Source organism: Haliea sp. E17 (assembly GCF_048323675.1).
Taxonomy (GTDB): domain Bacteria; phylum Pseudomonadota; class Gammaproteobacteria; order Pseudomonadales; family Halieaceae; genus Mangrovimicrobium.
This window is the reverse complement of sequence record NZ_JBLWFK010000001.1, coordinates 153,249-175,277: the sequence shown is the minus strand read 5'-3', so window position 1 is coordinate 175,277 and position 22,029 is coordinate 153,249. Positions and strand designations below refer to the sequence as shown.

Annotated in this window: 17 protein-coding genes; 8 read left to right on the top strand and 9 right to left on the bottom strand. The window is 64.7% G+C overall.

Annotated elements, in window-relative coordinates; translation table 11 throughout:
* Positions 1-57 precede the first annotated feature (57 nt).
* The 5 genes from ACNKU3_RS00705 to ACNKU3_RS00685 form a co-directional block, all read right to left on the bottom strand.
* Positions 58-735, bottom strand: coding sequence for a hypothetical protein (locus ACNKU3_RS00705; RefSeq protein ID WP_418257480.1), 678 nt, complete (start codon positions 733-735; stop codon positions 58-60).
* Positions 732-1,502, bottom strand: coding sequence for an alpha/beta fold hydrolase (locus ACNKU3_RS00700; protein WP_418257479.1), 771 nt, complete (start codon positions 1,500-1,502; stop codon positions 732-734). The genes ACNKU3_RS00705 and ACNKU3_RS00700 overlap by 4 nt, the downstream gene beginning before the upstream one ends.
* Before the next feature lie 193 nt (positions 1,503-1,695).
* Complete coding sequence (locus ACNKU3_RS00695; protein WP_418257478.1) at positions 1,696-2,484, bottom strand: enoyl-CoA hydratase/isomerase family protein; 789 nt, start codon at positions 2,482-2,484, stop codon at positions 1,696-1,698.
* Positions 2,485-2,496: 12 nt separating this feature from the next.
* Positions 2,497-3,630: a CaiB/BaiF CoA transferase family protein gene (locus ACNKU3_RS00690; RefSeq protein ID WP_418257477.1), complete on the bottom strand. Its 1,134-nt coding sequence runs from the start codon at positions 3,628-3,630 to the stop codon at positions 2,497-2,499.
* A 10-nt stretch (positions 3,631-3,640) separates the two neighbouring features.
* Positions 3,641-4,414 (bottom strand): SDR family NAD(P)-dependent oxidoreductase, encoded by a 774-nt coding sequence (locus ACNKU3_RS00685; protein WP_418257476.1) that lies wholly within the window; start codon positions 4,412-4,414, stop codon positions 3,641-3,643.
* Positions 4,415-4,708: 294 nt separating this feature from the next.
* Between ACNKU3_RS00685 and ACNKU3_RS00680 the strand changes: the two genes are divergently transcribed.
* From ACNKU3_RS00680 to ACNKU3_RS00670, 3 genes are all read left to right on the top strand, one after another.
* Positions 4,709-5,875, top strand: coding sequence for a GGDEF domain-containing protein (locus ACNKU3_RS00680; RefSeq protein WP_418257475.1), 1,167 nt, complete (start codon positions 4,709-4,711; stop codon positions 5,873-5,875).
* A gap of 2 nt (positions 5,876-5,877) precedes the next feature.
* Positions 5,878-6,879 (top strand): AraC family transcriptional regulator, encoded by a 1,002-nt coding sequence (locus ACNKU3_RS00675; RefSeq protein WP_418257474.1) that lies wholly within the window; start codon positions 5,878-5,880, stop codon positions 6,877-6,879.
* An 874-nt stretch (positions 6,880-7,753) separates the two neighbouring features.
* The gene (locus tag ACNKU3_RS00670) at positions 7,754-10,618 is read left to right on the top strand and encodes a DUF748 domain-containing protein (protein ID WP_418257473.1); all 2,865 of its coding nucleotides are present in this window, start codon (positions 7,754-7,756) and stop codon (positions 10,616-10,618) included.
* A 69-nt stretch (positions 10,619-10,687) separates the two neighbouring features.
* Here the strand turns inward: ACNKU3_RS00670 and ACNKU3_RS00665 are convergent, their stop codons facing one another.
* Complete coding sequence (locus ACNKU3_RS00665) at positions 10,688-11,212, bottom strand: SprT-like domain-containing protein (RefSeq protein ID WP_418257472.1); 525 nt, start codon at positions 11,210-11,212, stop codon at positions 10,688-10,690.
* A gap of 191 nt (positions 11,213-11,403) precedes the next feature.
* Between ACNKU3_RS00665 and ACNKU3_RS00660 the strand changes: the two genes are divergently transcribed.
* Both ACNKU3_RS00660 and ACNKU3_RS00655 read left to right on the top strand, forming a co-directional pair.
* Positions 11,404-12,423 carry a phosphotransferase gene (locus tag ACNKU3_RS00660; protein ID WP_418257471.1) on the top strand — a complete coding sequence of 340 codons (1,020 nt, stop codon included), beginning with the start codon at positions 11,404-11,406 and terminating at the stop codon, positions 12,421-12,423.
* 215 nt (positions 12,424-12,638) lie between these two features.
* On the top strand, positions 12,639-13,448 hold the full coding sequence (locus ACNKU3_RS00655) for a hypothetical protein (RefSeq protein ID WP_418257470.1): 810 nt from the start codon (positions 12,639-12,641) through the stop codon (positions 13,446-13,448).
* A gap of 38 nt (positions 13,449-13,486) precedes the next feature.
* Here the strand turns inward: ACNKU3_RS00655 and ACNKU3_RS00650 are convergent, their stop codons facing one another.
* The 3 genes from ACNKU3_RS00650 to ACNKU3_RS00640 are packed head-to-tail and all read right to left on the bottom strand — an operon-like array spanning position 13,487 to position 16,452.
* On the bottom strand, positions 13,487-14,221 hold the full coding sequence (locus ACNKU3_RS00650) for a pteridine reductase (RefSeq protein ID WP_418257469.1): 735 nt from the start codon (positions 14,219-14,221) through the stop codon (positions 13,487-13,489).
* 31 nt (positions 14,222-14,252) lie between these two features.
* The gene (locus tag ACNKU3_RS00645; protein WP_418257468.1) at positions 14,253-14,681 is read right to left on the bottom strand and encodes a CBS domain-containing protein; all 429 of its coding nucleotides are present in this window, start codon (positions 14,679-14,681) and stop codon (positions 14,253-14,255) included.
* A gap of 40 nt (positions 14,682-14,721) precedes the next feature.
* Positions 14,722-16,452, bottom strand: a complete 1,731-nt coding sequence (locus ACNKU3_RS00640) for a DUF3336 domain-containing protein (protein ID WP_418257467.1) — start codon at positions 16,450-16,452, stop codon at positions 14,722-14,724.
* A 273-nt stretch (positions 16,453-16,725) separates the two neighbouring features.
* Here ACNKU3_RS00640 and ACNKU3_RS00635 point away from each other — a divergent pair, with 273 nt between their 5' ends.
* From ACNKU3_RS00635 to ACNKU3_RS00625, 3 genes are all read left to right on the top strand, one after another.
* Complete coding sequence (locus ACNKU3_RS00635; RefSeq protein ID WP_418257466.1) at positions 16,726-17,799, top strand: efflux RND transporter periplasmic adaptor subunit; 1,074 nt, start codon at positions 16,726-16,728, stop codon at positions 17,797-17,799.
* A gap of 13 nt (positions 17,800-17,812) precedes the next feature.
* On the top strand, positions 17,813-20,869 hold the full coding sequence (locus tag ACNKU3_RS00630) for an efflux RND transporter permease subunit (RefSeq protein ID WP_418257465.1): 3,057 nt from the start codon (positions 17,813-17,815) through the stop codon (positions 20,867-20,869).
* Positions 20,870-20,962: 93 nt separating this feature from the next.
* Positions 20,963-21,991 (top strand): ketopantoate reductase family protein, encoded by a 1,029-nt coding sequence (locus ACNKU3_RS00625; protein ID WP_418257464.1) that lies wholly within the window; start codon positions 20,963-20,965, stop codon positions 21,989-21,991.
* Positions 21,992-22,029 lie beyond the last annotated feature (38 nt).

Genomic DNA, 22,029 nt, shown 5'->3' with positions numbered 1-22,029 from the left:
CGGGCGCGCTGGTGCGCCAATCGTCCAGCGGCGGCCCAGACGCCCTGCACCCGGTCTTTAAATCGGCAGCGGGATGAACACCGAACCCGCCGTATGCAGCACCTTGGTGACCCGGCGGTAGTCGGCGTCGTCGGCGATCCGCGCCATCATTTCCTGCAGGACAATGAGTTTGCCGAACAGGCGCTCGAAGCTGGTGTTGTCGGTGACCCCGTGATACTCCCCGGTGATCAGCCAGGGGGAGCCGTCCGGCCGGTAATTGCTGCGCAGGCGCCAGGACAGCACTTCCACGTTGTGGGCGCTGGTGGCGAGGTCTTCCGGGTTGAGCGCGTCGAAGATAAACACCTCGTCGTTGTAGCCGTAGGCGTGGCGCAGCATGCCGCCGAGGCCGACCACCAGCGCGAATACCCTGTCGCCCCTGAAAGCGGGATCGAACACCAGTTCCAGCGCCTCGGTCTCCTGGCGCCCCCCCAGTTCCTCAAACACCAGCGGCCCCTCGGTCGCGCGCAGCTGGGCCAGGCGCCACTCGACTTTCATCCCGGGAATCTTCGCCAGCTCGGCGGGATTGCGGGCGTAGAGCTTGACCGTCAGTTCGCGGACCAGGCGCCTCGATTCGTCGATGAACTCATCGGCGACAAGGTCGACATCGGACTTTGCCAGATTCTTGAATTCGTATCCGGCACAAGCGGTCAGCGCACACGCCAGCAGAAGCGGCCACAACCATCGCCCGACGCTCAAACCGCAGCCCCCTCCACCTGCTGCAGCAGGCTGTCGAGGGTTCGCAGCAGGCGCTGCAGGTCCTGCGGTCGCGACAGGCGGTGATCGCCGTCCTTGATGAAACTCACCACCACGTCCACCGATGCCAGCTTTTCCGCCAGCAGCAGCGAGCGCTCCCAGGGCACGTCGGGGTCGCGCTGCCCGTGCAGAATGCGGACCGGGCAATCGATGGCAATTTCCTCGCCCTGCAGCAGGCAATGGTCGGCGCCCTCGTCGAGCAGTTGCCGGCTAATGGTGTAGGGCTGGCCGTCGTCGTAGCAGTTCTCGATATCGCAGGCGCCCGACAGTTCGAGCTGCAACATCTGCTCCGGCGACAGGCGTCCGCCGCGCAGGGTCGCGGTAAAATCGGGGGCGGGGGCAATTCCCAGCAGGGCCGAGACCCGCCCGGGACGGGCCAGCGCCACTTGCAACATGATCCAGCCGCCCATAGAGGAGCCCACCAGGACCTGCGGGCCCGCAGTCAGTTCATCGAGTACCGCGATGGCATCGCCGATCCAGCGGCCGACCGTGCCGGCCTCGAAGTCGCCGCTGGACGCGCCGTGGCCAAAGTAATCGAAACGGGTGAACTGGCGCCCCTGCTCACGGCACCAGGCGTCGAGGGCGAGGGCCTTATCGCCCTGCATATTGGAGTTGAAACCGGCAAAAAATACGACACCGGGCGTTTTGCCCGGATGATGGACATACGCCAGGCGCTCGCCATCACTGCGCTGCAAGGTGGCCTCGGCCATGGTGCTTTCCCCTGAAAAAAATCGGTCGGGCGATAGCATAACGCAGGCAGTACCAGGGTCCCACCGTTGTCATCGCACACCCTGTACGGCGTGCCTTGTCGGGAGAAATTGCCGGGGTTGGCACCCCGGCAGAGGCTGCGAAACTACGGGGCTGCCGCCGCTTCGGCGGCTGCCCCGACTACCACAGGAGGGACTAGCGGCCTTTCCAGACCGGCTTGCGTTTTTCCAGGAAGGCGCTGGCGCCTTCCAGGGCATCCTCGCTGGCGACGCACAGGCGCTGCCACTCGGCTTCGTCGGAGATGGTTTCGGCAAATCCGCCTTCGCAGGCGCGGGCCACGGAGCGCTTGGCATAGCGCAGCGACAGCGGCGCGCGGGCGGCCAGTTGGCCGGCCCATTCCAGGGTTTCGTCGAGCAGGCTCTCGGTGCCGACCACACGGTTGCACAGGCCCCACTCGAGGCATTTCTGGGCGCTCAGCTTTTCACCGGTGGCGATGATCTCGTAGGCGCGCTTGCGGCCCAGTACCCGCACCAGCTGCCAGGTCGCGCCGCCGTCGGGTACCAGGCCGATCGCCGAAAAGGCCTGGAAAATATAGGCGTCCTCGGACATCACGGTGAGGTCACAGGCCATCGCCAGCGCGCTGCCGATACCGGCCGCGGGCCCGCGCACGGCGCTGATCCAGGGCTTCGGCGCGTTGTCGATCTCCATCAGGATGGGTTTGTATTCCAGGTTGATCTGGTCGTCCACCCGCCAGGTAGCGTCGTCGAGTGGCATTTCCTTGAGATCGGCCCCGGCACTGAAACCGCGGCCGGCACCGGTCAGGACCACGACACGCACACTGTCGTCGTTATTGACTTCGCGCGCTGCCAGCAGCAGTTCGCGGCGCAATTCGGCGTCAAAGGAGTTCAGCGCCTCCGGACGGTTCAGCGATACCAGCGCCACTGCGTCGTGGCGCTCGACCATTACAGTTTGATATGTACTCATGTTGGTTCTCCTTCAGGCGATGGCGCCGGCAGCCATGAGTTCGGCCAGCTCCTGTTCCGCGAAGCCCATTGCCGTGAGCACGCTGCCGGTATCCGCGCCCGGTACCGAACCGGCGTTGCGCACGCTGGAGGGCGTGCGGGAAAAACGCGGTGCCGGCGCCGGCTGTACCATGCCATCGATTTCGATATAGGTGTTGCGGGCCACATTGGCCGGGTACGCGGGCGCTTCGAGCAGGCTCAGCACCGGCGCAAAACAAGCGTCGGTTCCCTCCAGCAGTTCACACCACTGGTCGCGGGTCTTCTGTTTGAAGATTTCAGTCAACCGGGCTTTCATCCGCGGCCATTCCGCCGGGTTGTCCTGGTCGCCGAACTCCTCCTCGGACAGGCCCATTTTCGCTTTCAACAGGGCGTAGAACTGCGGTTCGATGGCGCCGATACAGACGAATTCTCCATCCGCACACTCGTAGGTATCGTAGTAGTGGGCGCCGCCGTCGAGCATGTTGCCCTCGCGGGCGGTGGCATCGTAGTCGCCGGTGTGCTGCCAGCCGTGGAACATCCACATCAGCTGGGCGGTACCGTCGACCATTGCGGCATCGATCACCTGGCCCTTGCCGGAACCCGAGGTCTCCAGCAGGGCAGCGAGTATGCCCATGGCCAGCAGCATGCCGCCGCCGCCCATGTCACCGACCAGGTTGAGGGGCGGGCTGGGCTTCTGCCCCTTGCGCCCCATTGCATACAGTGCGCCGGTGAGGGCGATGTAGTTTATATCGTGGCCCGCGGTGTGGGCCAGCGGGCCGTCCTGACCCCATCCGGTCATGCGGGCAAAGATCAGCCTGGGGTTGCGCGCCATGCAGGCTTCCGGGCCAATGCCGAGCTTTTCACAGACGCCGGGGCGGAAGGGGTCGATGATGACGTCGGCGTTCTCCACCATGCGCAGCAGGGTCTCGACGCCCTCCGCCGATTTCAGGTTGATGGTCACCGATTTCTTGCCGCGGCTGCTCACATCCTTCTGGTGCAGGGCGCTGGCGCCGATCGCCCGCTCGATACGGATCACTTCGGCGCCCATGTCCGCCAGCATCATGCCGCCCATGGGGGCGGGGCCGATGCCGGCGAGCTCCAGTACGGTGTAACCGTTCAGGGGTCCCATGGCAGTGTCCTTACCGCGGCTGCATGCGGATGCCCGCATCGATGCGCACGACCTCACCGTTGACGTAATCGTTCTCGGCGATGAACACGGACAGGTGGGCGATCTCCTTCGGATTGCCGAGGCGCTTGGGATACAGCGGTGCCTCGCACAGCGCCTGGTAGGCTTTCTCCGGCAGGGATTCGAACAGCGGGGTGTGAATCAGGCCGGGAGCGATAGTGTTGACGCGGATGCCGTAGGCGGCGAGGTCGCGGGCCATCGGCAGGGTCATGCCGACCACGCCGCCCTTGGAAGCGGAGTACGCGAGCTGGCCCATCTGGCCTTCAAACGCGGCAATAGAGGCGGTGTTGATGATCACGCCGCGGCCGCCGTCTTCGTTGATCGGCTCGTTCTTCGCCATCTGCTCGGCGGCAAAACGGGATACGTTGAAGGTACCCACCAGGTTCACATTGATGACCTTGGTAAATTCCGCGAAGGGGAAGGGACCGTCCTTACCGAGGGTTTTCGCGGCACTGGCGATACCGGCGAAGTTGTTGCAGATATGCAGTGCGCCGAATTTCTCGACCACACCCTGGACCGCTGCCTTGACCGAGTCTTCATCCGCCACGTTGACGCTGAAGAAGGCCGCGTTGTCGGCACCCAGTGCCTCGACCAGCTGGTTGCCGCGCTCCGCGTTCATGTCGAAGATGGCGACCTTGGCGCCCTTGGCGACATAGGCCTCCACCGTGGCCTGGCCAAGACCGGAAGCTCCACCGGTGACAATTGCAACTTTACCTTGCAGATCCATATTTTTTCTCCTCTCGAGGTAGCGTCCCAGGCACTGGGTCGGGATGGTTCAGGGATTGTAGATAAAAGCAGACAACGGCTTGCGAGCCCTCACACCACAGTCACAACTGTGGCACAATCGCTTGGCTCGGCAATGCAAAGGCGCCCGGAAAACCGGGGCCACGGCTAGGGCCGACCAGGGAATCACCCGGCAACCGCCACTGATACGGCGGACAGTATGGTGAGCGGCCTGCCGGGCAACAATGACCACCCCCGACAAAATAATTGACTGGAACTAACAGCGGCCCAGCCCGGCATGGAACACTTCTTTCCCGATTACTGGTCTACTCTCTACCTGGGGCTGATCCTCAGTATCACGCTGGCCCAGATGCTGGTGGTTTACGACCTCAGCGCAGCCAGCGCACCCCCCAAGGGCCTTGGCATGTTTACGGTGTACGCCCTGGCCACCATGCTCGGCTGGATGCTGTTCACCCTGCACCAGGGTATTGAATCCCCCCTCGGCATCGGCGTTCCCTCCGTGGCCTGGGTCATCAATGGTTACCTGCTGTTCATCGCCGCCGGCCAGCGCGCGGGCCTGACCCGCGGCCGGGCCAGCCTCGGCGTAATGTGCGTGCTGGGTAGCCTCGGTGCCCTGTTTCTCGACGACCGGCAACTGTTTGCGCTGTGCGCCGTGATTTCCGGCCTGTGTTTTGCTGCCTCTGGCGTTATATTTGCCCGCCGCGGCACCCAGCAGCACAATGTCGGCGACGCCATCATGTGCGTGGCCACGGTGCTGATGGTCGCCGGCAACCTGATCGGCCTTTACCAGCTCTTCTTCCGGAGCAATTACTCGGATGCCCAACTGGTCAGTTTCGGCGCCTACAGCTGGGCCTATGTGCTGGTGGTTGTCGGCTTCCTCGCCAGTGTGCTGGTGGAATACCAGCAGCACCTGTCGCACCTCGCTACCATCGACCCGCTGACCCAGCTGCTCAACCGCCGCGGCCTGGAGACCAGCCTGCAGATCAGCCTCGCCAGGGCCTCACGCCAGGACCTGTATACCTCGGCCATCGCGATAGACATCGATCATTTCAAGAACATCAACGACAGTTTTGGTCATGAGACCGGTGATAATGTCATACGCATAGTGGCCGGCATCATCGCCAAAACCTGCCGGGGCACCGATGTCGTCGCCCGTATCGGCGGCGAGGAGTTCCTGCTGGTGATGCCCGACACCGGGCTCGAATTCGCCCGCAGGGTCGCGGAGCGCCTGCGCGAGGCGATCGGCGAACACCCCCTGTGGGTGGACCGGCAGCGGATCCCGATCACCCTCAGCCTGGGCGTTGCCGGCAGCCGCGGCGAGGTCAACCTCGACCAGTTGCAGCAGGAAGCCGATCGCGCCATGTACCTCGCCAAGCGCAACGGGCGCAATCGCGTGGCCTGGATCGACAAAAACCCGATACACCTGAGTAACGGCGGCGGCTAGGCATGCGCGACATATCCATCTCCGTCTACTTCGCCCGCGCCGTCCTCAGGAACGCTGTCGCCGCGGGGCTGGATCCCGCGGCACTGCTGCGCCAGGCCAGGATCTCCCCGCGCCTGCTGCGCGAGGAAAATGCGCGCATCTCGGCCGAGCGCTTCGCCGACCTCCAGGTCGGCACCATGATCGCCATGGAGGACGAGGCCCTCGGATTCGTGTCGCGGCGCATGCCGCTCGGTTGCTGGTCGATGATGTGCCACGCGGTGATTGGCTGCGACTCCCTCGGCCAGGCCCTCGCCCGCTACTGCCGGTTCTACCAGCTCTTCGAATTCGGCGTGCATCCCCACCTCATCGTCGAGGGTGAACAGGCGCGCATCCGCGTCGTGCTGGTGGAGAGCGACCGCATACCCGACCCCTACATGATCGAATTGCTGCTGTTCAACGCCCACCGTTTCGCCAGCTGGCTGATCCAGGAGCACCTGCCCCTGCAGGTGGTCAACCTGGCCTACGGGCCGGCCACCGAGGCCAGCGAATACCGCGCGGTTTTTCTCGGCAACCCGGTGGAGTTCGAGCAGGCCCACTCGGAGCTGGTCTTCTCCAGCAGCCTGCTGGAGCGCCGTGTCTCGCAGACCGAGCATTCCCTGCGCCACTTCCTGCGCCACCCGGTGCTGATCATGCTCACCCAGACCTACGCCCAGAGCAGCTGGACCGCGCGGGTGCGGGAAGCGGTACACCAGAACCTGGTCGATATGCCGGAGCTGGGCGACGTCGCCGCCATGCTCGACATCCACCCCCAGACCCTGCGGCGCCGGCTCTCCGCCGAGGGCACGACCTTCAAGGAGGTCAAAAGCCAGGTGCGGCGGGATACAGCCCTGCATTTCCTCGGCAAACAGGGCCTGTCCATCGAGGAAATCGCGCTGCGTGCGGGTTTCTCGGAATCCTCGGCTTTTATCCGTGCCTTCAAGGGCTGGACCGGGGTTACGCCCTATACCTATCGCAAGGGGCTGTAGTACTGGGCTTCGATGCCTGCTGTGCCCTTCTTTCTTTGCTGCGTGGGGCGGCCTGGCGGCCGCTGCGTGGCCTGCGGGCGGGAAGGCGCTTTTACTCCATTCCGGGCGCTTGCGGCGCGTTAGCTTTTAGGTGCCCGGAATTGCCGCGTGGCTGCCGGGTTTTGAATGAGGCTTGAGATTACATGCTACCTGGCTGCACGGTAGCTGGTGGGGTGGGCTGGCGCATCGCGGTGGTGAGGTGGTTCCGCTTGGGGATCGAGCTCGCACCGACGCCCTCCAAGTCCGTAAAAGCGCCTTCCCACCCACTGGCAACGCGGGGGTAACCCCAGGCTTTCGTACACTGGTCCGGTTTGCGGTTTGCGGTTTGCGGTTTACTAAAGCTTGGTTTTAGCCTTCGCATTTCACCCGCTTCGAGGAGCAAGCCAGCCCGGAGTTCCGTCAGCTGTCGTTTGGCACCCGCATTGGCGTCGGGTGGTGCATGTCTTTTGCGGACTTGGAGGGCGTCGGTGCGAACTCGATCTTGCAGCGGATCCGCCACCGCAACGCGATGCGCCATGCCACCACACCAGCTACCGTGCAGCCAGGTAGCATGTAATCTCAAGACCCATTCAAAACCCGGCAGCCACGCGGCAATTCCGGGCACCAACAGGCCAACGCGCCGCAAGCACCCGCAATGGAGCAAAAGACATGCACCATCCGGCGCCAATGCAGCGGCCGCCAGGCCGCCCGCCCCCGGTGCGAAAACACTATCAACCTCGCGCCCCAAAAAAAAACCAGCAAAAGCGCGCCCGGCGAACAAAGCAAGGGCAGGTTTCCGGGAAAGCACCGGCCATTCGGGCTATAGTAGGCTGTACATGAATTCCGGAAACACGACGTGCTGAAGACCACACTCAAGGTGCTGGCGGCTGCTTATATTGCCTATCTGGCACTGGTAGTGCTGGTAATCATCCCCGCGGCAAACTTCCTCGCGCCACGCCTGGTGGAGCAGTACCTGAACCGGGAACTGCAGTCCGACGCAATCCTGTTCAATCCCTTCACCCTCGCTGCACAGGTGCGCGGCGTGCGCCTGCTGGAGCCGGACGGGGATGAATTCCTCTCGCTGCACAGCGCTGTGGTGGATCTTTCGCTCGAGAGCCTGGTCGAAAAGGGTCTGGTGCTGGATGCAGTGGCCGTGCAGGGACTGCGCGTGGATGTGCGGCGACTCGCCGATGGCAACTTCAACTTTTCCGATATGTTCCCGCCGGATTCCGGCGAAGAGGCCCCGCCAGCTGAGGATACGGGCTTGCCGGCGATTACCATCAACAAGGTGGATTTCGAGGCCGAACGCATCGACTACACGGACGAAGCCCGCGAGGATGTGTACAGCACTTACTGGGAGCACCTCGATCTCCACGTGACCGACCTCACCACGGTGCACGATGACGAGCACGACCCCTATAGCATCGAGCTGAGCGGCGAGGATGGGGGCCTGCTTCGCTGGACCGGCGATGTTTCCCTTCCCGAACAGACCAGCGCGGGCAAACTGGATATATCCCACCTGCAATTGAGGCCCGTCTGGCGCTTCGCGAAACCCTGGCTGAATTTTGAACTGCAGCGCGGTGAAGTGCATATCAGCGGCGATTACCGGCTGGACTGGTCCGCAGGTTTTACTGCCGCGATCAGCAAGGGCGAATTCGAACTCAAGGAGCTGTCGCTCGTACCCCAGGACCCCAACGCCCTGCCCGATACCGGACTGCAACTGGGCCAACTGCTGATCAGCGACATCGCGGTGGACACCCGCCAGCAGCGAGCGAGTATCGGGGGCATCCTGCTGGACGGCCTTGCCGTGGACGGCTGGAGCGAAGGCCCGCGGGCCAGTCTCGCGGACATGCTGGCACCGGTCAGCGCTGCGGCCGATCCCAACCAGCCCGCTCTGCCCGACCCCAACCAGCCGGCAGCTGCCGCTACCGCCGCGTCCGGCAGCGACACCGCCTGGACGGCGAACATCGCCAGCGTGCGCCTGCAGGACGGCCGGATTGGCTGGCGCTCGGAATACACCGAGCCGGCCCTCATGCAGGTCCAGCCGCTTACCGCCAATATCGAAAACCTCAACTGGCCGCTGGGCGGCAACTCCCCGTTGCAACTCGCACTCACGGTAAACGGTGCAGCCAGCGTCAGCGTGGACGGCGCCCTGCAACTGGAGCCGGGCAGCGGCGACATCGACTACAGCCTCAGCGGGCTGCCACTGGACTGGTTCAACCCGAACCTGCCGGCGCCCCTGCACGCCCGCATCACCGGCGGCGAACTCGGCGTGGAGGGCAAGGTCACCCTCGCCGATTTCCTGCCGACCCGGATCGCCATGGATGGCGAGATCAGCGGTTTTTCCGGGCGCATCGTGGATACCGAGGAATCCCTCACCTCCTGGGACAGTGTGCGCTGGGAGCAACTCGCCGTGGACCTCCCCGGGCAGGAGGTCGTGCTGGCCCGCCTGGTCATCAAGGATTATCGCGGGCGCCTGCATATCGCCGAGGACGGTACGGTCAACGCGTCCAATGTCTGGCGTGAACAGTTGTCCGACACCCAGGCCCAGGCGGTGATCGAGGATACCAGCGCCGATTCGACCCCCTGGCGGGTGCAGCTGCCGCAGATTCTGATCACCGGAAGTGAGCTGGATTTCCAGGATGAATCCCTGCCGATTCATTTCCGCACGGTAATCGGCGACCTCAATGGCGAGATCGCCGGTATCGATTCCAGCCCCGGAGCCAGCGCGACCATCGACCTGAAGGGCAGCGTGGACGGCTACGCCCCGGTCAGCCTGGGCGGCACCGCGGCGCCCTTTGCAGCGAGCCCGGCACTGGACCTCGAACTGGATTTCACCGGTGTCGACATGGCCACCCTGACACCCTACTCCGGCACCTACGCCGGCTACGCCATCGAACGCGGCCTGCTGACCCTCAACCTGCACTACAGCCTCGAAAACGAGCGCCTGAAAGGCGACAACAAGGTCCTGATCGACCAGTTGCGGCTGGGCGAGAAAATCGACAGCGACAAGGCCCTGGACCTGCCGCTGAAACTGGGCCTCGCCCTGCTCACCGATGCCAGCGGGGTCATCGACCTGCAGGTGCCGGTGGAGGGCGACGTGGACAGCCCCGAGTTCGACCTCAGCAGCGTGATTGTCGGCGCCTTCGTCAACCTGCTGACCAAGGCGGTCACCGCCCCCTTCAACCTGCTGGCCAATCTCGTCGGCAGTGAGGAGGACCTGCAGCGCATGCCCTTCCCGGTGGGCAGCGCGGAAATCTCGCCGGTCACCGCGGATCGCCTGGCCCAGCTGACCGAAGCCCTGCAGCAAAGGCCGCAGCTTACCCTGGTGATCAAGGGCCGCCTGAATCTCGCGGCAGACCGCGCCAAACTGCGCGAGGCGGCCCTGCGCGAGCAGTTGCTCGAGGCGGGCCTCTCCGGGGACGACATCAGCGATCGCAGCGACGCCTACCTCAAGGCGATCGACGCGCGCTACAAGGCGCTCGCCGCCGGGGAAGAGGAACTACCCAACTTCCGCGAGCGCTACGCCCGGGTACTGGAAGGCATCCCGATCGGCGACGACACCCTGCTCGACCTCGCCCAGCAGCGGGCGACCGCCACCAAGGCCCACGTGGTCAACACCCTGGGATTGCCCGCCGATCGCGCGGTCATCGACCAGTCCTCCAGGCTCAAGCCCGAGGAGGAAATGTTCAGCGGCGTGGAACTGGACCTGGACGGCTGATGCGGGCGGAGCAGTCGCCCGGCCGCCCCACGCCATCCAGCCGCGCCAACACCCGCTGAAAAAAGGCGACTAGCGCCCGGCGTAAACCAGCGCTCCGTGGCAGTAGCGACAGAGATAGCGGCTGCCGCGCTGGACGCGGTTATGCCGGGTAGAGGACAGGTCGTGGGTACGGCAGGCGCAGGTATAGGCGTGGGTGCGCTGCCGCCGCCGGGGTACGCCGGAAATGTCGAGGTCGAAGGTGACTGCCGGATCGGCTCCGAAGAAGTCCATCCACAGGCGCCACTCCGGACCGTGGGGACGGACTCGCCGGCGGCCGCGGGTTTCGTGCACCAGGAAATGCGCGACTTCGTGGGGCACGGTATTGGCCAGGTTGTCCTCCCAGTGCTTGGCGAATATCCAGGGGTTGTAGCGGATCTGGCGCAGGGCATCCCGCGCCCGGAACATCCCCGCCGTACCCCCGCTGAGATCGAAACAGATTTCCAGCCTCGGCAACTGCCGGCCGAGGGCGATCTCCGCATCGCGGATACAGGCCAGGGTCGCCGCACGGACCTGTTGGCGCGCGGTTTCCCCGATGGGTTCGATACTGTCATACATCTGCTGGCTCACCCGGGCAGTGTACCAGAGCTTTGCCGGCGCCCGGTTCGAATCAGGCGAGTAGCGCGCCGGACAGCCCGCACATCGGGGGCATCGGTCGGCCGCTTGCCCAATTGGCCCTGCAATTCATCGTGGGGTATGATCGGCCGGCCTGCCCGCAGGGCCGATTCGATAGCAGAAAAGTGACACTAATGACCACACTCGATCTCGATACCGCGCGCCTGGAAGAGTACCTCGCCGCGCACATGCCGGGTTTCACCGGCCCGCTGCAAGCCGAGAAGTTTGCCGGTGGACAGTCCAACCCCACCTTCAAGCTCACTTCGCCGGGCGGCACCTATGTTCTGCGGCGCAAGCCGCCGGGGGAACTGCTCAAGTCCGCCCATGCGGTGGACCGAGAATACCGGGTGATCAGCGCCCTGCAGGCCACAGACGTGCCGGTGCCGCGAACCTTCGTCCTGTGCGACGACGAATCGGTCATCGGATCGATGTTCTACGTCATGGAATTCCTCGAGGGCCGCATCCTGTGGAAACCGGCCCTGCCCGAGGCCCGCGACAATGCGGAGCGGGCAGCCTACTACGATTCCATGAACGCCACCCTCGCCGCCCTGCACAATGTGGATATCGACGCGGTCGGGCTCGGCGATTACGGCAAGCCCGGCAATTACTTCGAGCGCCAGTTGGGTCGCTGGAGCAAGCAGTACCGGGCATCGGAGCTGAAACCCATCCCGGAGATGGACCGCCTGATGGAATACCTCGACGCCAATATGCCCGAGGACGACGGCCGGGTCAGCCTGGTGCACGGCGACTTCCGCCTCGACAACCTGATGTTCCACCCCGAGAAACCCGAGGTGATCGCGGTGCTGGACTGGGAGTTATCCACCCTCGGCAACCCGCTGGCGGATCTCGCCAACCAGTGCATGGCCTGGATGCTGCCCGGCGACGGCTCTATCGCCGGTCTCGCCGGGATCGACCGCAAATCCCTGGGCATTCCCAGCGACGAGGAATACGTGGCCCGCTACTGCGAACGCACCGGCCGCGACGGCATCGCCAACTGGAACTTCTACCTGATCTTTTCCCTGTTCCGCCTGGCCGCCATCCTGCAGGGCGTGGCCAAGCGCGCCGAGCAGGGCAACGCGTCCAGCAGCGAGGCAAAATCACGCGGCGCCATGGTGGAACCGCTGGCGAAAATGGCGGTGGCGCTGATCGATTGAGGCAGGAGGCCTGATCAACCCTGAAACCACGCTACCCGACGCTCGCAGTATCCACGCTTCTCGCGTTTGTCCTGCTCTACCACTACTGGCCGCGGCAGCCCTCTCCCGGGCTGCCCGGGCCGCTGCCGGCACCGGCAACCGCACCGGCGGCACCCGCGGGTGCCGCGGAAAAAAGTAGCGGCAACCCAGCCCCGACGGTGCGGAGCCCACAGGAGATGTCCCGGGAGCCCGCCAGCGCCGATGCGGATGCAGGCATGTACTTCGGTTATAACTGGCGCGATCTCGCTGCAACGCGTGTCACCCCATTCCTTTCCGTAGTAGAAGGCTCCGGGTTATCCAGTATTTATCTCCGTACTCCGGAGGACCTGTACCGGGAAAATATCGAGGCCGCTGAAAGCGGTGACCCGAAATCCCAATTCCAGGTCGCCAGGGCCCTGAAGGAATGCCTCGGTGTGAGCAAAACCGACGTCATCCAGCGGCTGGAGCAGCAAAACACACTGCCCGAGCAGTTCATTGCAACGATGAAAGCTCGTGCTGAACGCTGTGACGCACTGGCAGTGATCATTGGCGATGACCTTTCACGCTGGGAAACCCATTATGCCTGGCTGGAGAAAGCCGCCGACGCGGGCAATCGCGACGCTGTGGTGTGGATGGCGAGTATTCACCCGGAGGCCTTCGAGGGCAGCACTGTGCGGCAGCACATCATCGACGCGGCACTGGAAGCGCCTGGCACCGACCTGGCGGCGCTGTCCCAGGTTACCAGCTACCTGGCCCACTATTCAGCCTATGAGGAGTCCGACTATTACACCTGGCAACTCGCGCTATGCGAGACCAGGTCGGACATTTGCACCCCCGATGCCATTCGCGCGTACATCCAGTACTACGCCGGGGATGCGCAGCTGGAGTCGTCCGAAAGTACGGCGCAAGCCATCCGCCAGGCCCTGGCGGCGGGGAACAGGGAGAGCCTCGAAGCGTTGATCCCCCTCGCGGACCGTCAACCGCAGCCGCCAACAGCCCCGGAGTAGCCCTACCCCGCGGCGTGCACAGCCTGGCGGCAATGGTGTCAGGTCAGCCCGCGCCCGCCGTCCACGGCGATGACCTGTCCGGTGATAAACGGTGCCTCGCGGGCCAGGAACAGCACGGTGCGGGCGATATCCTCCGGCGCTCCCAGCCGTTTCAGGGGGGTGGCCTCGATGGTCGCCTTGCGGGTCTCCGCATCGTAGGCGGCATCGTCCTCCGGCCAGAGAATGGCGCCGGGTGATACGCCGTTGACGCGAATCTGCGGCCCCAGCTCCACCGCGAAACTGCGGGTCAGCGAGGCCAGCCCGGCCTTGGCGGCGCCGTAGGCATTGAACTGCGGCAGCGGGCGCTGCACATGGGTATCGATGACATTGACGATACAGCCACCCGCACTGCGCAGGGGAGCGAGCAGGGCCTGGGTCAGGAAATAGGCGCCGCGCAGGTTCGAGTCCAGCATGGCGTCGAAGGCCGCCGGCGTGCAGTTTTCCAATGGCGTCGGTTCGAAGCCGGAGGCGTTGTTGACCAGCAGGTCGAGCGCAGCGTAGCGCGCGCTTACCGCGTCACCGAGCGCCTGTACCTGGCTGTGGTCGGCGAGGTCAGCGGCAAACAGATCGCAGCTGGCGCTGCGCCGGGCATTGAGCTGCGCGGCCAGGGCTTCGGCATCCGCCGCTGAACTGCGGTAATGCAGGGCGATGTCGTAACCTGCGGCGTGCAGGCAGAGCGTGATGGCGCGGCCGATACGGCGCGCGCCGCCGGTAATCAGGGCAACTTGTGGCATGGGGGTTACAGCATGTGGCGAATCGGGGGCGTCAGGCTTTCGGTGCGAAGGTCTTGCGCCGGGAGTGCTCCATCAACGCCCAGAGGATATTCGCGGAACTGACCTGCCCCACCAGCTTGCCGTCCTCGATCACCGGGCGCCGGCGCTGGCGGGTGTCGAGCATGGACTGGGCCACCTCGACGATCCCGTCGCCGGGTTTGCAGGAGTTGACCGCCCGGGTCATGACCTCGGACACCAGGGCGTGCTCCGGATCGCCGTCGTTGTACAGCGAGGTCAGTACCGCCCGGATGCAATCGAGTTCCGAGAGGACCCCGACAACCAGGCCGCCGTCGTCGACCACGGTCAGTCCGGTCAACTTGTTGTTGACGATGGTCTCGATGGCCTCCACGAGGTTGGCGCCCTGTTTGATGGTCAGCGGATTGCGCCGCATGCATTCATTGACTGTGCTTGGACCTGGCATTGTTATCTCCTTGTATCGGGGCCTCTTACGGGCCGGTCATTCAGGCGGCCTTGTCTCCGCTGGCCTTGGTGCTTTTCGCAGCCGCGCGGGGAGCGCGCTTTTTCACAGCCGCTTTCCCGGCAGCAGGCCGCTCCCCGGCCGGCGCCTTCTTCGCGGGGGACTTTTTACTGGCGGCGGTTTTCTTTGCTGCTGCCGGCTGGACAACAGTCGAGCCGGATTTACCCTCGAACTCCACCCCGTGCTCCCGCATCGCTTCGCGGTCGGCACGGGTGGGTGTTGGCCGGCGCCGGGAGGAGCGCGGTCGCTGGTAATCGCTGGAATCAGGGCGCAGGTCCCCGTATTCGAAGCGGCGCAGCAGTTCTTCCATCGTCCGGCTGATCTTGGTGCACAGGCGTATGGTTTCCACCCTGGGGAATGTGGACCGCTCGCCCTCTTCCATCAGCGCCACCAGGTCTTCCTCGGTGATTTGGGAAAGAAGTTTCAGCGGGTTGTACCAGCGGAAGCCGGGGACGATGTTGATGTCGCCGCTGTAGTTCTGGTCCATCAGGGCGTGCAGGGTGTTGATCGCCATGTTCATGCGCGGCCAGTTGTCACCCTGTTTTTGCACCATGCCGCGGTAGAGGTTGAGCACCTCCCTGCCCATGCCGACACCGAAGGCGCGCAGCGCCCGGGAAGCCGGGCTGCGGCTTTTTTTCTCGTTCTCGATGAACGGCGTCACCACCGGGTTCACCATGCTGACGATATAGTGGTTGGTGCTGTAGAGGCGCGACAGCCGCTTGGCCGGCAGGTCGTCGGCGATGGAACCGTCCACCCATTTGCGGGTCGGCAGGTAGGGCTGTGGTTCGCCGTGCACGTTTTTGGCCATCAGCACCACCGGCGGAAACACTCCCGGCACCGCGCAGGATGCCATGGCCGCCGAGCGCATATAGACATTGGGCGAGGTAATTGCGTTGAGCAGGCGAGAGCGCTGGTGGGGTTCCGCCGGGGCCACGGTGATGCTGATCTGGCGCCCGGTTTTTTCATAGGCTTCCTGGAAGGTCATGTCCGGGATCATGCGCTCCACCAGCCGCTGCAGGTCGCCGACGTCGATAGAGGGGCTGGAACCGAAGAACATCCGGGAAAACGCGCTGGCCTCGCGCTTGGCCTCGAAATGCAGGCTCTGCGGGTCGAGAAAGCGTATCAGTTCCTCGTCGGTGTGGGTGCCGAGCACCCCGGACACCAGCGCACCGGCGGAGGAGCCGGAGATCACCCGCGGCAGGAGCCCCTGCTCCAGCATGACCTTGATCACCCCGAGGTGATAAAAACCCAGGACGCCGCCGCCACTGAGCATCAGGCCGGAACGGCCGAAACAGAGGTTGGCCCGGTAGAAGAAATCCAGCTTGTCCTGCACCGCAATACGGTCCCTGGGCAGTTCGGCCAGGTAGCGCAGGGCGTCGTCGATTTCGTCGATATACTGCTCGATCAGGTGCTTGGTACCAAAGCGCGCGCGCCGGTAGAGGGTGGAGCGCCCCATACCCCCCATGTTGCCGTGAATACCCTCGTTGAGCGCGAACAGCAGGCCCTGGTCATCCTGGCGCGCCCGCAGGCTGCGCAGGCGGTCGAGACGCAGGCGAATCTGGGTGTAGTCGTACTGGCTGGTCTGGTCGATCTTGCGCCAGCGCGCCGCCCCCGTCACTTCATCGTGGGCCAGCGCCGACTCCTTCCACTCGGCATAGCTGGCAGCCGCATCCATCTGCTTTTCCAGCGACTTGATTTTTCTCGACTTGATCACCGTGACCCCCGTGGTACCGCTCGATTCGGGAAATAATAAGGTATGGCGCACCGACTCGCAGTCGCAATTGGACGGGCAACCCCCCCCACTCTGGCAGCCGCTGCCACCGGGTACGCACAGGTACTAATAGCATATAGCACATTCCGGCAGGCTGACAGGGCTTTCCGCCGGCGGCCAGCGGTGGCAAATTACCCGGATTAGTCATGCGGGCCGCGGGTTTAGCGCCTAGAATTAGCCGATCAAAAAACAAAACCAGAAAAACAGGGGCTTTCCTTGCGCGCCTATCTGATCGTCGCCGCGTTACTGCTGCTAATATTCGGCTCCATCGCCGGTTACCTCTATATGAAATTCAGCGCCCTCGCCGCGCAGGACCACACGCCACCGCCGATCACCGTGGCTGTGACCACTGCACGGGAGGAATCCTGGCCCACCACGCTGGAGGCCGTGGGCACCCTGCGTGCGGCCCGCGGCGTCAACCTCGCCACCGAGACCAGCGGCGAAATCATCGACATCGCCGTCGAATCCGGCCAGCGGGTGGAGGCCGGACAGTTGCTGCTGACCCTCAACGACAGCGTGGAACAGGCGGCCCGCGAGCGGGCCCAGGCCAACCTGGTACTGGCGCGGCAACTCTACGAGCGCGATGCCAGCCTGGTGAAACAGAAATCCATTCCCCAGAGCCAGTACGACCGCTCCCTGGCGGATCTCACAGCCGCTACCGCCTCGCTGGCGGAAATCGAGGCCCAACTGAAAAACAAGCGCATCATCGCGCCCTTCAGCGGCACCATCGGGATCATCAGGGTGAAAACCGGCGACTACACCGAATCCGGCACCCCGATCACCACGCTGCAGGACCTCTCGACCCTGGAGGTCGACTTCTCGGTCCCCGAGCGCTATTTTCCCGGCCTGCGCCCGGGGCTGCCGGTCAGCCTGCGCACCAGTGCCAGCAAAATGTCCTACGACGGCCGCCTGATCGCCCTGGATGCCGCGGTGGACTCCAGCACCCGCAATCTCGCGCTGCGGGCCCGGCTGGATTCCAGTGAGGGGCTGCTGCCCGGGATGTTCGCCCGCATTACCGTCGACCTCGAACAGCCCCGCAAGGTAGTGACCATACCCGAGATCGCGGTGACCTATTCACTGCAGGGCAATACCGTCTGGGTGGTCAACAAGGCGGGGGACGGTCTCGAGGTCGAACCCCGCGTGGTCCAGACCGGGCAGATCATGCGTGGCCGGGTCGCCGTGACCGGCGGGCTCAAGGCCGGCGAGCGGCTGGTCAGCGTGGGCCAGAACAAGCTCTACAAGGGCGCCAGGGTGGTGCTGGAAAAAGACCCTGCCGAGTTTACCCAGTGAGCCCCGCGACGCCATGAACTTTACCGACATATTCATCCGCCGCCCGGTCCTGGCCATTGTCGTCAGCGCCCTGCTGCTGGTGCTCGGGATCGCCTCGATCTTCCGGGTGAGCGTGCGCGAATTCCCGGAGGTGGAGACCAGCGTGGTCTACGTCTCCACCGCCTACCCCGGCGCCAGCGCCAGCACGGTACAGGGTTTTGTCACCACGCCGCTGCAGGAGCGCATCGTTACCGCCAAGGGCATCGATTACATCACGTCCTCCAGCAACCCGGGCTCCTCGGAAATCACCGTGCATGTGCGCCTCGGCGAGGACAGTACCGCAGTGCTCAACGAGGTGATCGCCAAGGTCAACGAGGCCCGCTACGAACTGCCGCGGGACATCGAGGACCCGGTGGTCTACAACTCCTTCGGCGGCGACGCGATGATGTACATCGCCTTCTACAGCGGGCAGATGACCCCCTACGAGGTCACCGATTACATCACCCGCGCGGTGCAGCCGGAACTCGCGACCCTGCCCGGCGTCGGCCAGGCACAGATTTTCAAGCGCAAGCTGGCCATGCGCATCTGGCTGGACCCTGTGCGGATGGCGGCGCGCGGGGTGACCGCCAACGATGTACGCGCGGCGATCCAGCGCGACAACTACATCGCCGCCGCCGGGGCGACCGAGGGCAACCTGGTGCGGGTCACCGTGGACGCCAACACCAGCCTGCAGACCACCGATGAATTTGCCGCCCTGGTGGTCCGCCAGGCCGGCGACGAGCGGGTGCGCCTCGGCGATATCGCCGATATCGAACTCGACTCCGAGGATTCCCAGATGAAGTCCCTGTCCAGCGGACGGGAGACGGTATTCATGGCGATCTCCCCCGCACCGGGCGCCAATCCGCTGCAGGTGTCACAGGAAGTGCACAAGGCCCTGCCGCGCATCGCGGCGGACCTGCCCGCGGACATGGAAGTGCTGCTGGACTGGGACGGCAGCGTCTTCATCGAGGAGGCGCTGACCGAGGTGGCCACGACGCTGCTGGAAGCGGTGCTCATCGTTATCCTCGTGATCTACCTGTTCCTCGGTTCAATGCGGGTGGTACTGATACCGCTGGTGGCGATTCCCCTGTCCCTGATCGGCGTCGTGTTCATGATCATGGCGCTGGGCTTTTCCCTCAACCTGCTGACCCTGCTGGCCATGGTGATCGCCATCGGCCTGGTGGTGGATGACGCCATCGTGGTCGTGGAGAACGTCCACCGCCATATCGAGAACGGGGCCACCCCGCTGGACGCCGCCATCAGGGGCGCCCGGGAAGTCGCCCTGCCGGTGGTGCTGATGACCCTGACCCTGGTCGCGGTCTACGCGCCGATCAGCTTCATCGGCGGCCTGACCGGCGCCCTGTTCAGCGAGTTCGCCCTGACCCTGGCCGGTGCAGTCATGGTGTCCGGCGTGGTCGCGCTGACCCTGAGCCCGATGATGTGCTCGCGGGTCCTCAAGGATGCCGCCCACCAGGGCCGCTTCGCCGACTGGCTGGACCGCCGCTTCGAACACCTGATCGCCGCCTACCAGCGCCTGCTCACCGCCTGCCTGGCCAACCGCGGCGCGGTCCTGGTGCTGGCCGCCGCCCTGCTCGGCAGCCTGCCGCTACTGTTTTCGCTGGCCCAGCAGGAACTGGCGCCGGAGGAAGACAACGGCGGCGTCATGGTGATCGGCAATGCGCCGCCCCAGGCGAATATGGAATACCTGACCCACTACCTGCTGGAAATCGACGATATCTGGAAAACCATTCCCGAGTTCCGCGGCTCCTGGCGGGTGATCAACCACGGGCAGAATTTCGGCGGTGTGGTCGCGGTCCCCTGGAGCGAACGGCAGCGCTCGGCGCAGGAGTTGCAGATCGAGTTGCAGGACAAACTCGACAAGGTCGCCGGGATGGAAATGTTTTCCTTTATCGGCGCCTCCCTGCCCGGGGCCGAGTCGGGCCTGCCGGTGAGCTTCGTGGTGGCCTCCACCGCCAGTTACGAGGACGTGTACCAGGTCGGCGAGGAGCTGCTGCAGGCGGCCCGGGAGTCCGGCCTGTTCGCCTTCGTGACCCAGACCCTGGATTTCAACCGCCCGGAAATCGCCGTGAAGATCGACCGCGAGCTCGCCGCACGCCTCGGAATCTCCATGCAGGAGATCGGCCAGACCCTGGCCACCATGCTCGGCGAGGCGGAGGTCAACCGTTTCACCCTTTCCGGCCGCAGCTACAAGGTCATACCGCAGGCGGAACGGGATTTCCGCCTCACCCCCGAGGAACTGGAAAAATACTACCTGCGCACCGAGGGCGGGGAACTGGTGCCGATGTCCAGCGTCATCACCCTGAGCACCAGCGTGCAGCCCAATGAACTGGCCCAGTACCAGCAGTTGAACAGTACGATCATCCAGGGCCTGATGATGCCGCCGAACAGCCTGGGCACCACCCTGGCGTTCCTCGAAACCAAACTGAAGGAGATCGCCCCCAGCGGTTTCCGCGCCGGCTACACCGGGGCCTCGCGGCAGTTCGTGCAGGAAACCGCCTCCTTCCCCATCCTCTTCGGGCTGTCGCTGATCCTGATCTTCCTGATGCTGGCGGCGCAGTTCAACAGCTTCCGCGATCCACTGGTGGTGCTGGTTACGGTGCCGCTGTCGATCTTCGGCGCCGTGGTGCCGCTGGCGCTGGGCTTCGCCACCCTGAATATCTACACCCAGGTGGGCCTGTTGACCCTGATCGGCCTGATCAGCAAGCACGGCATCCTGATCGTCGAGTTTGCCAACAAACTCTACGAGGGCGGCATGGACCGGCGCGACGCCATCCTGCAGGCCGCCTCCCTGCGCCTGCGGCCGATCCTGATGACCACCTTCGCCACCGTGCTCGGCGTCTGGCCGCTGCTGGTGGCCTCCGGCGCCGGCGCCAACAGCCGTTTCAGCATCGGCCTGATGATCACCTGCGGCATGCTGGTGGGCACCCTGTTCACGCTCTTCGTGGTACCGGTTTTCTACCTGCCCTTCAGCCAGCGCGGCAAACGCCGCGCGGCAGCGGCGCCGGCGCCCGCGGCGGGCAGCGGGTCCTGAGCCCGGCCCGCGGCGGGCCGGCGCCGCCGGGGCTGGCCCGCTCTGTGTTAAGCTGCCGGCCAAGCCAATAACAGCATTAGACGGGAATTTCGCATGAGTGCAGCACGTGTCCTGATCGTCGGCGCGGGAGCGCTGGGCCTGACCACCGGCTACCACCTGCAGCGGGCCGGCGCCGACATTACCTTCCTGGTTCGCCCCCATCGGCTGGCTGCGCTGGCCCGCCCGCAACGCCTGTACAGTTATGACGAACAGCACTGCAACCTGCTCGAGAATTTCGAGGTTGTCGGCGACCCGGAGCAACTGCGCGGCACGGACTACGATTTCATCCTGCTGACCCTCGACGGCGCCACCTGTTTCAGTGAACAGGGCACCATGACACTCAGCATCCTCGGTGAAATTTTCCGCGGCGGCAGGGCAGTGCTGATCATCAACGGTGTCGGCCTCGGACTCTACGACCACATCCGGCGCACCACCGGGCTCCCCGAAGCGCGCCTGCTGGAAGGCACCATGAAGATGTTCGCCTACATGGTCGGCGCGGCCAACGCGCCGCAGCCCGCGCCGCAAGACCGCGCCGAACACGATGGCGCCGACGTCGCCTATATCAACTTCCCGGACCACGTGGGGTTCTTCGTGACGACCGCGCCAAAGGCTCCCGCCAGGGCTTTTGCCGAACTTTTCAGCGCCAGCGGGGTGGCCACCTGCAAGACCATTCCCACCCGCCTGTACCGCATGTCCACCAACATTTTCTCCGCCTTCACCATCGCCAGCGAACTGAACGGCTGGGCGGGCACCGAAAGCCTGGTCGCGGATCCGCAGCTGTGGCCGCTGTGCTGCGAGTCACAGCGGGAAATGCTCCGGCTGCGGCGCAACGGGTTCATGGGCAGGTTGATGGCCTGGCTGATGAGCGACAAGCGCATTGCCGACACCATGCGCAAATCCGACCGGGAAGCCGCGCCGATGGGTTTGACCGAATTCAACCGCTGCCATCACGGTGGCAAGGTCGTGGCGCAGAATGTCGGCATCCTGGAACGCTGCCTGGCGGAGGGCGAATCCGCCGGCCAGCAAATGCCCGCCACCCGCGAACTGGTGCAGCGCTGGCAGCGGCAACACGCGACGGGCTGACAACAGGGTTGCAGCTCCGGTGCCGGGCCAGTCGCTGG

Bases quoted from the DNA above. Each gene is read 5' to 3' on its own strand.
- ACNKU3_RS00700 (WP_418257479.1), bottom strand. From the start codon at position 1,502: ATGGCCGAGGCCACCTTGCAGCGCAGTGATGGCGAGCGCCTGGCGTAT.
- ACNKU3_RS00695 (WP_418257478.1), bottom strand. From the start codon at position 2,484: ATGAGTACATATCAAACTGTAATGGTCGAGCGCCACGACGCAGTGGCG.
- ACNKU3_RS00690 (WP_418257477.1), bottom strand. From the start codon at position 3,630: ATGGGACCCCTGAACGGTTACACCGTACTGGAGCTCGCCGGCATCGGC.
- ACNKU3_RS00685 (WP_418257476.1), bottom strand. From the start codon at position 4,414: ATGGATCTGCAAGGTAAAGTTGCAATTGTCACCGGTGGAGCTTCCGGT.
- ACNKU3_RS00680 (WP_418257475.1), top strand. From the start codon at position 4,709: ATGGAACACTTCTTTCCCGATTACTGGTCTACTCTCTACCTGGGGCTG.
- ACNKU3_RS00675 (WP_418257474.1), top strand. From the start codon at position 5,878: ATGCGCGACATATCCATCTCCGTCTACTTCGCCCGCGCCGTCCTCAGG.
- ACNKU3_RS00665 (WP_418257472.1), bottom strand. From the start codon at position 11,212: ATGTATGACAGTATCGAACCCATCGGGGAAACCGCGCGCCAACAGGTC.
- ACNKU3_RS00660 (WP_418257471.1), top strand. From the start codon at position 11,404: ATGACCACACTCGATCTCGATACCGCGCGCCTGGAAGAGTACCTCGCC.
- ACNKU3_RS00655 (WP_418257470.1), top strand. From the start codon at position 12,639: ATGTCCCGGGAGCCCGCCAGCGCCGATGCGGATGCAGGCATGTACTTC.
- ACNKU3_RS00650 (WP_418257469.1), bottom strand. From the start codon at position 14,221: ATGCCACAAGTTGCCCTGATTACCGGCGGCGCGCGCCGTATCGGCCGC.
- ACNKU3_RS00645 (WP_418257468.1), bottom strand. From the start codon at position 14,681: ATGCCAGGTCCAAGCACAGTCAATGAATGCATGCGGCGCAATCCGCTG.
- ACNKU3_RS00630 (WP_418257465.1), top strand. From the start codon at position 17,813: ATGAACTTTACCGACATATTCATCCGCCGCCCGGTCCTGGCCATTGTC.
- ACNKU3_RS00625 (WP_418257464.1), top strand. From the start codon at position 20,963: ATGAGTGCAGCACGTGTCCTGATCGTCGGCGCGGGAGCGCTGGGCCTG.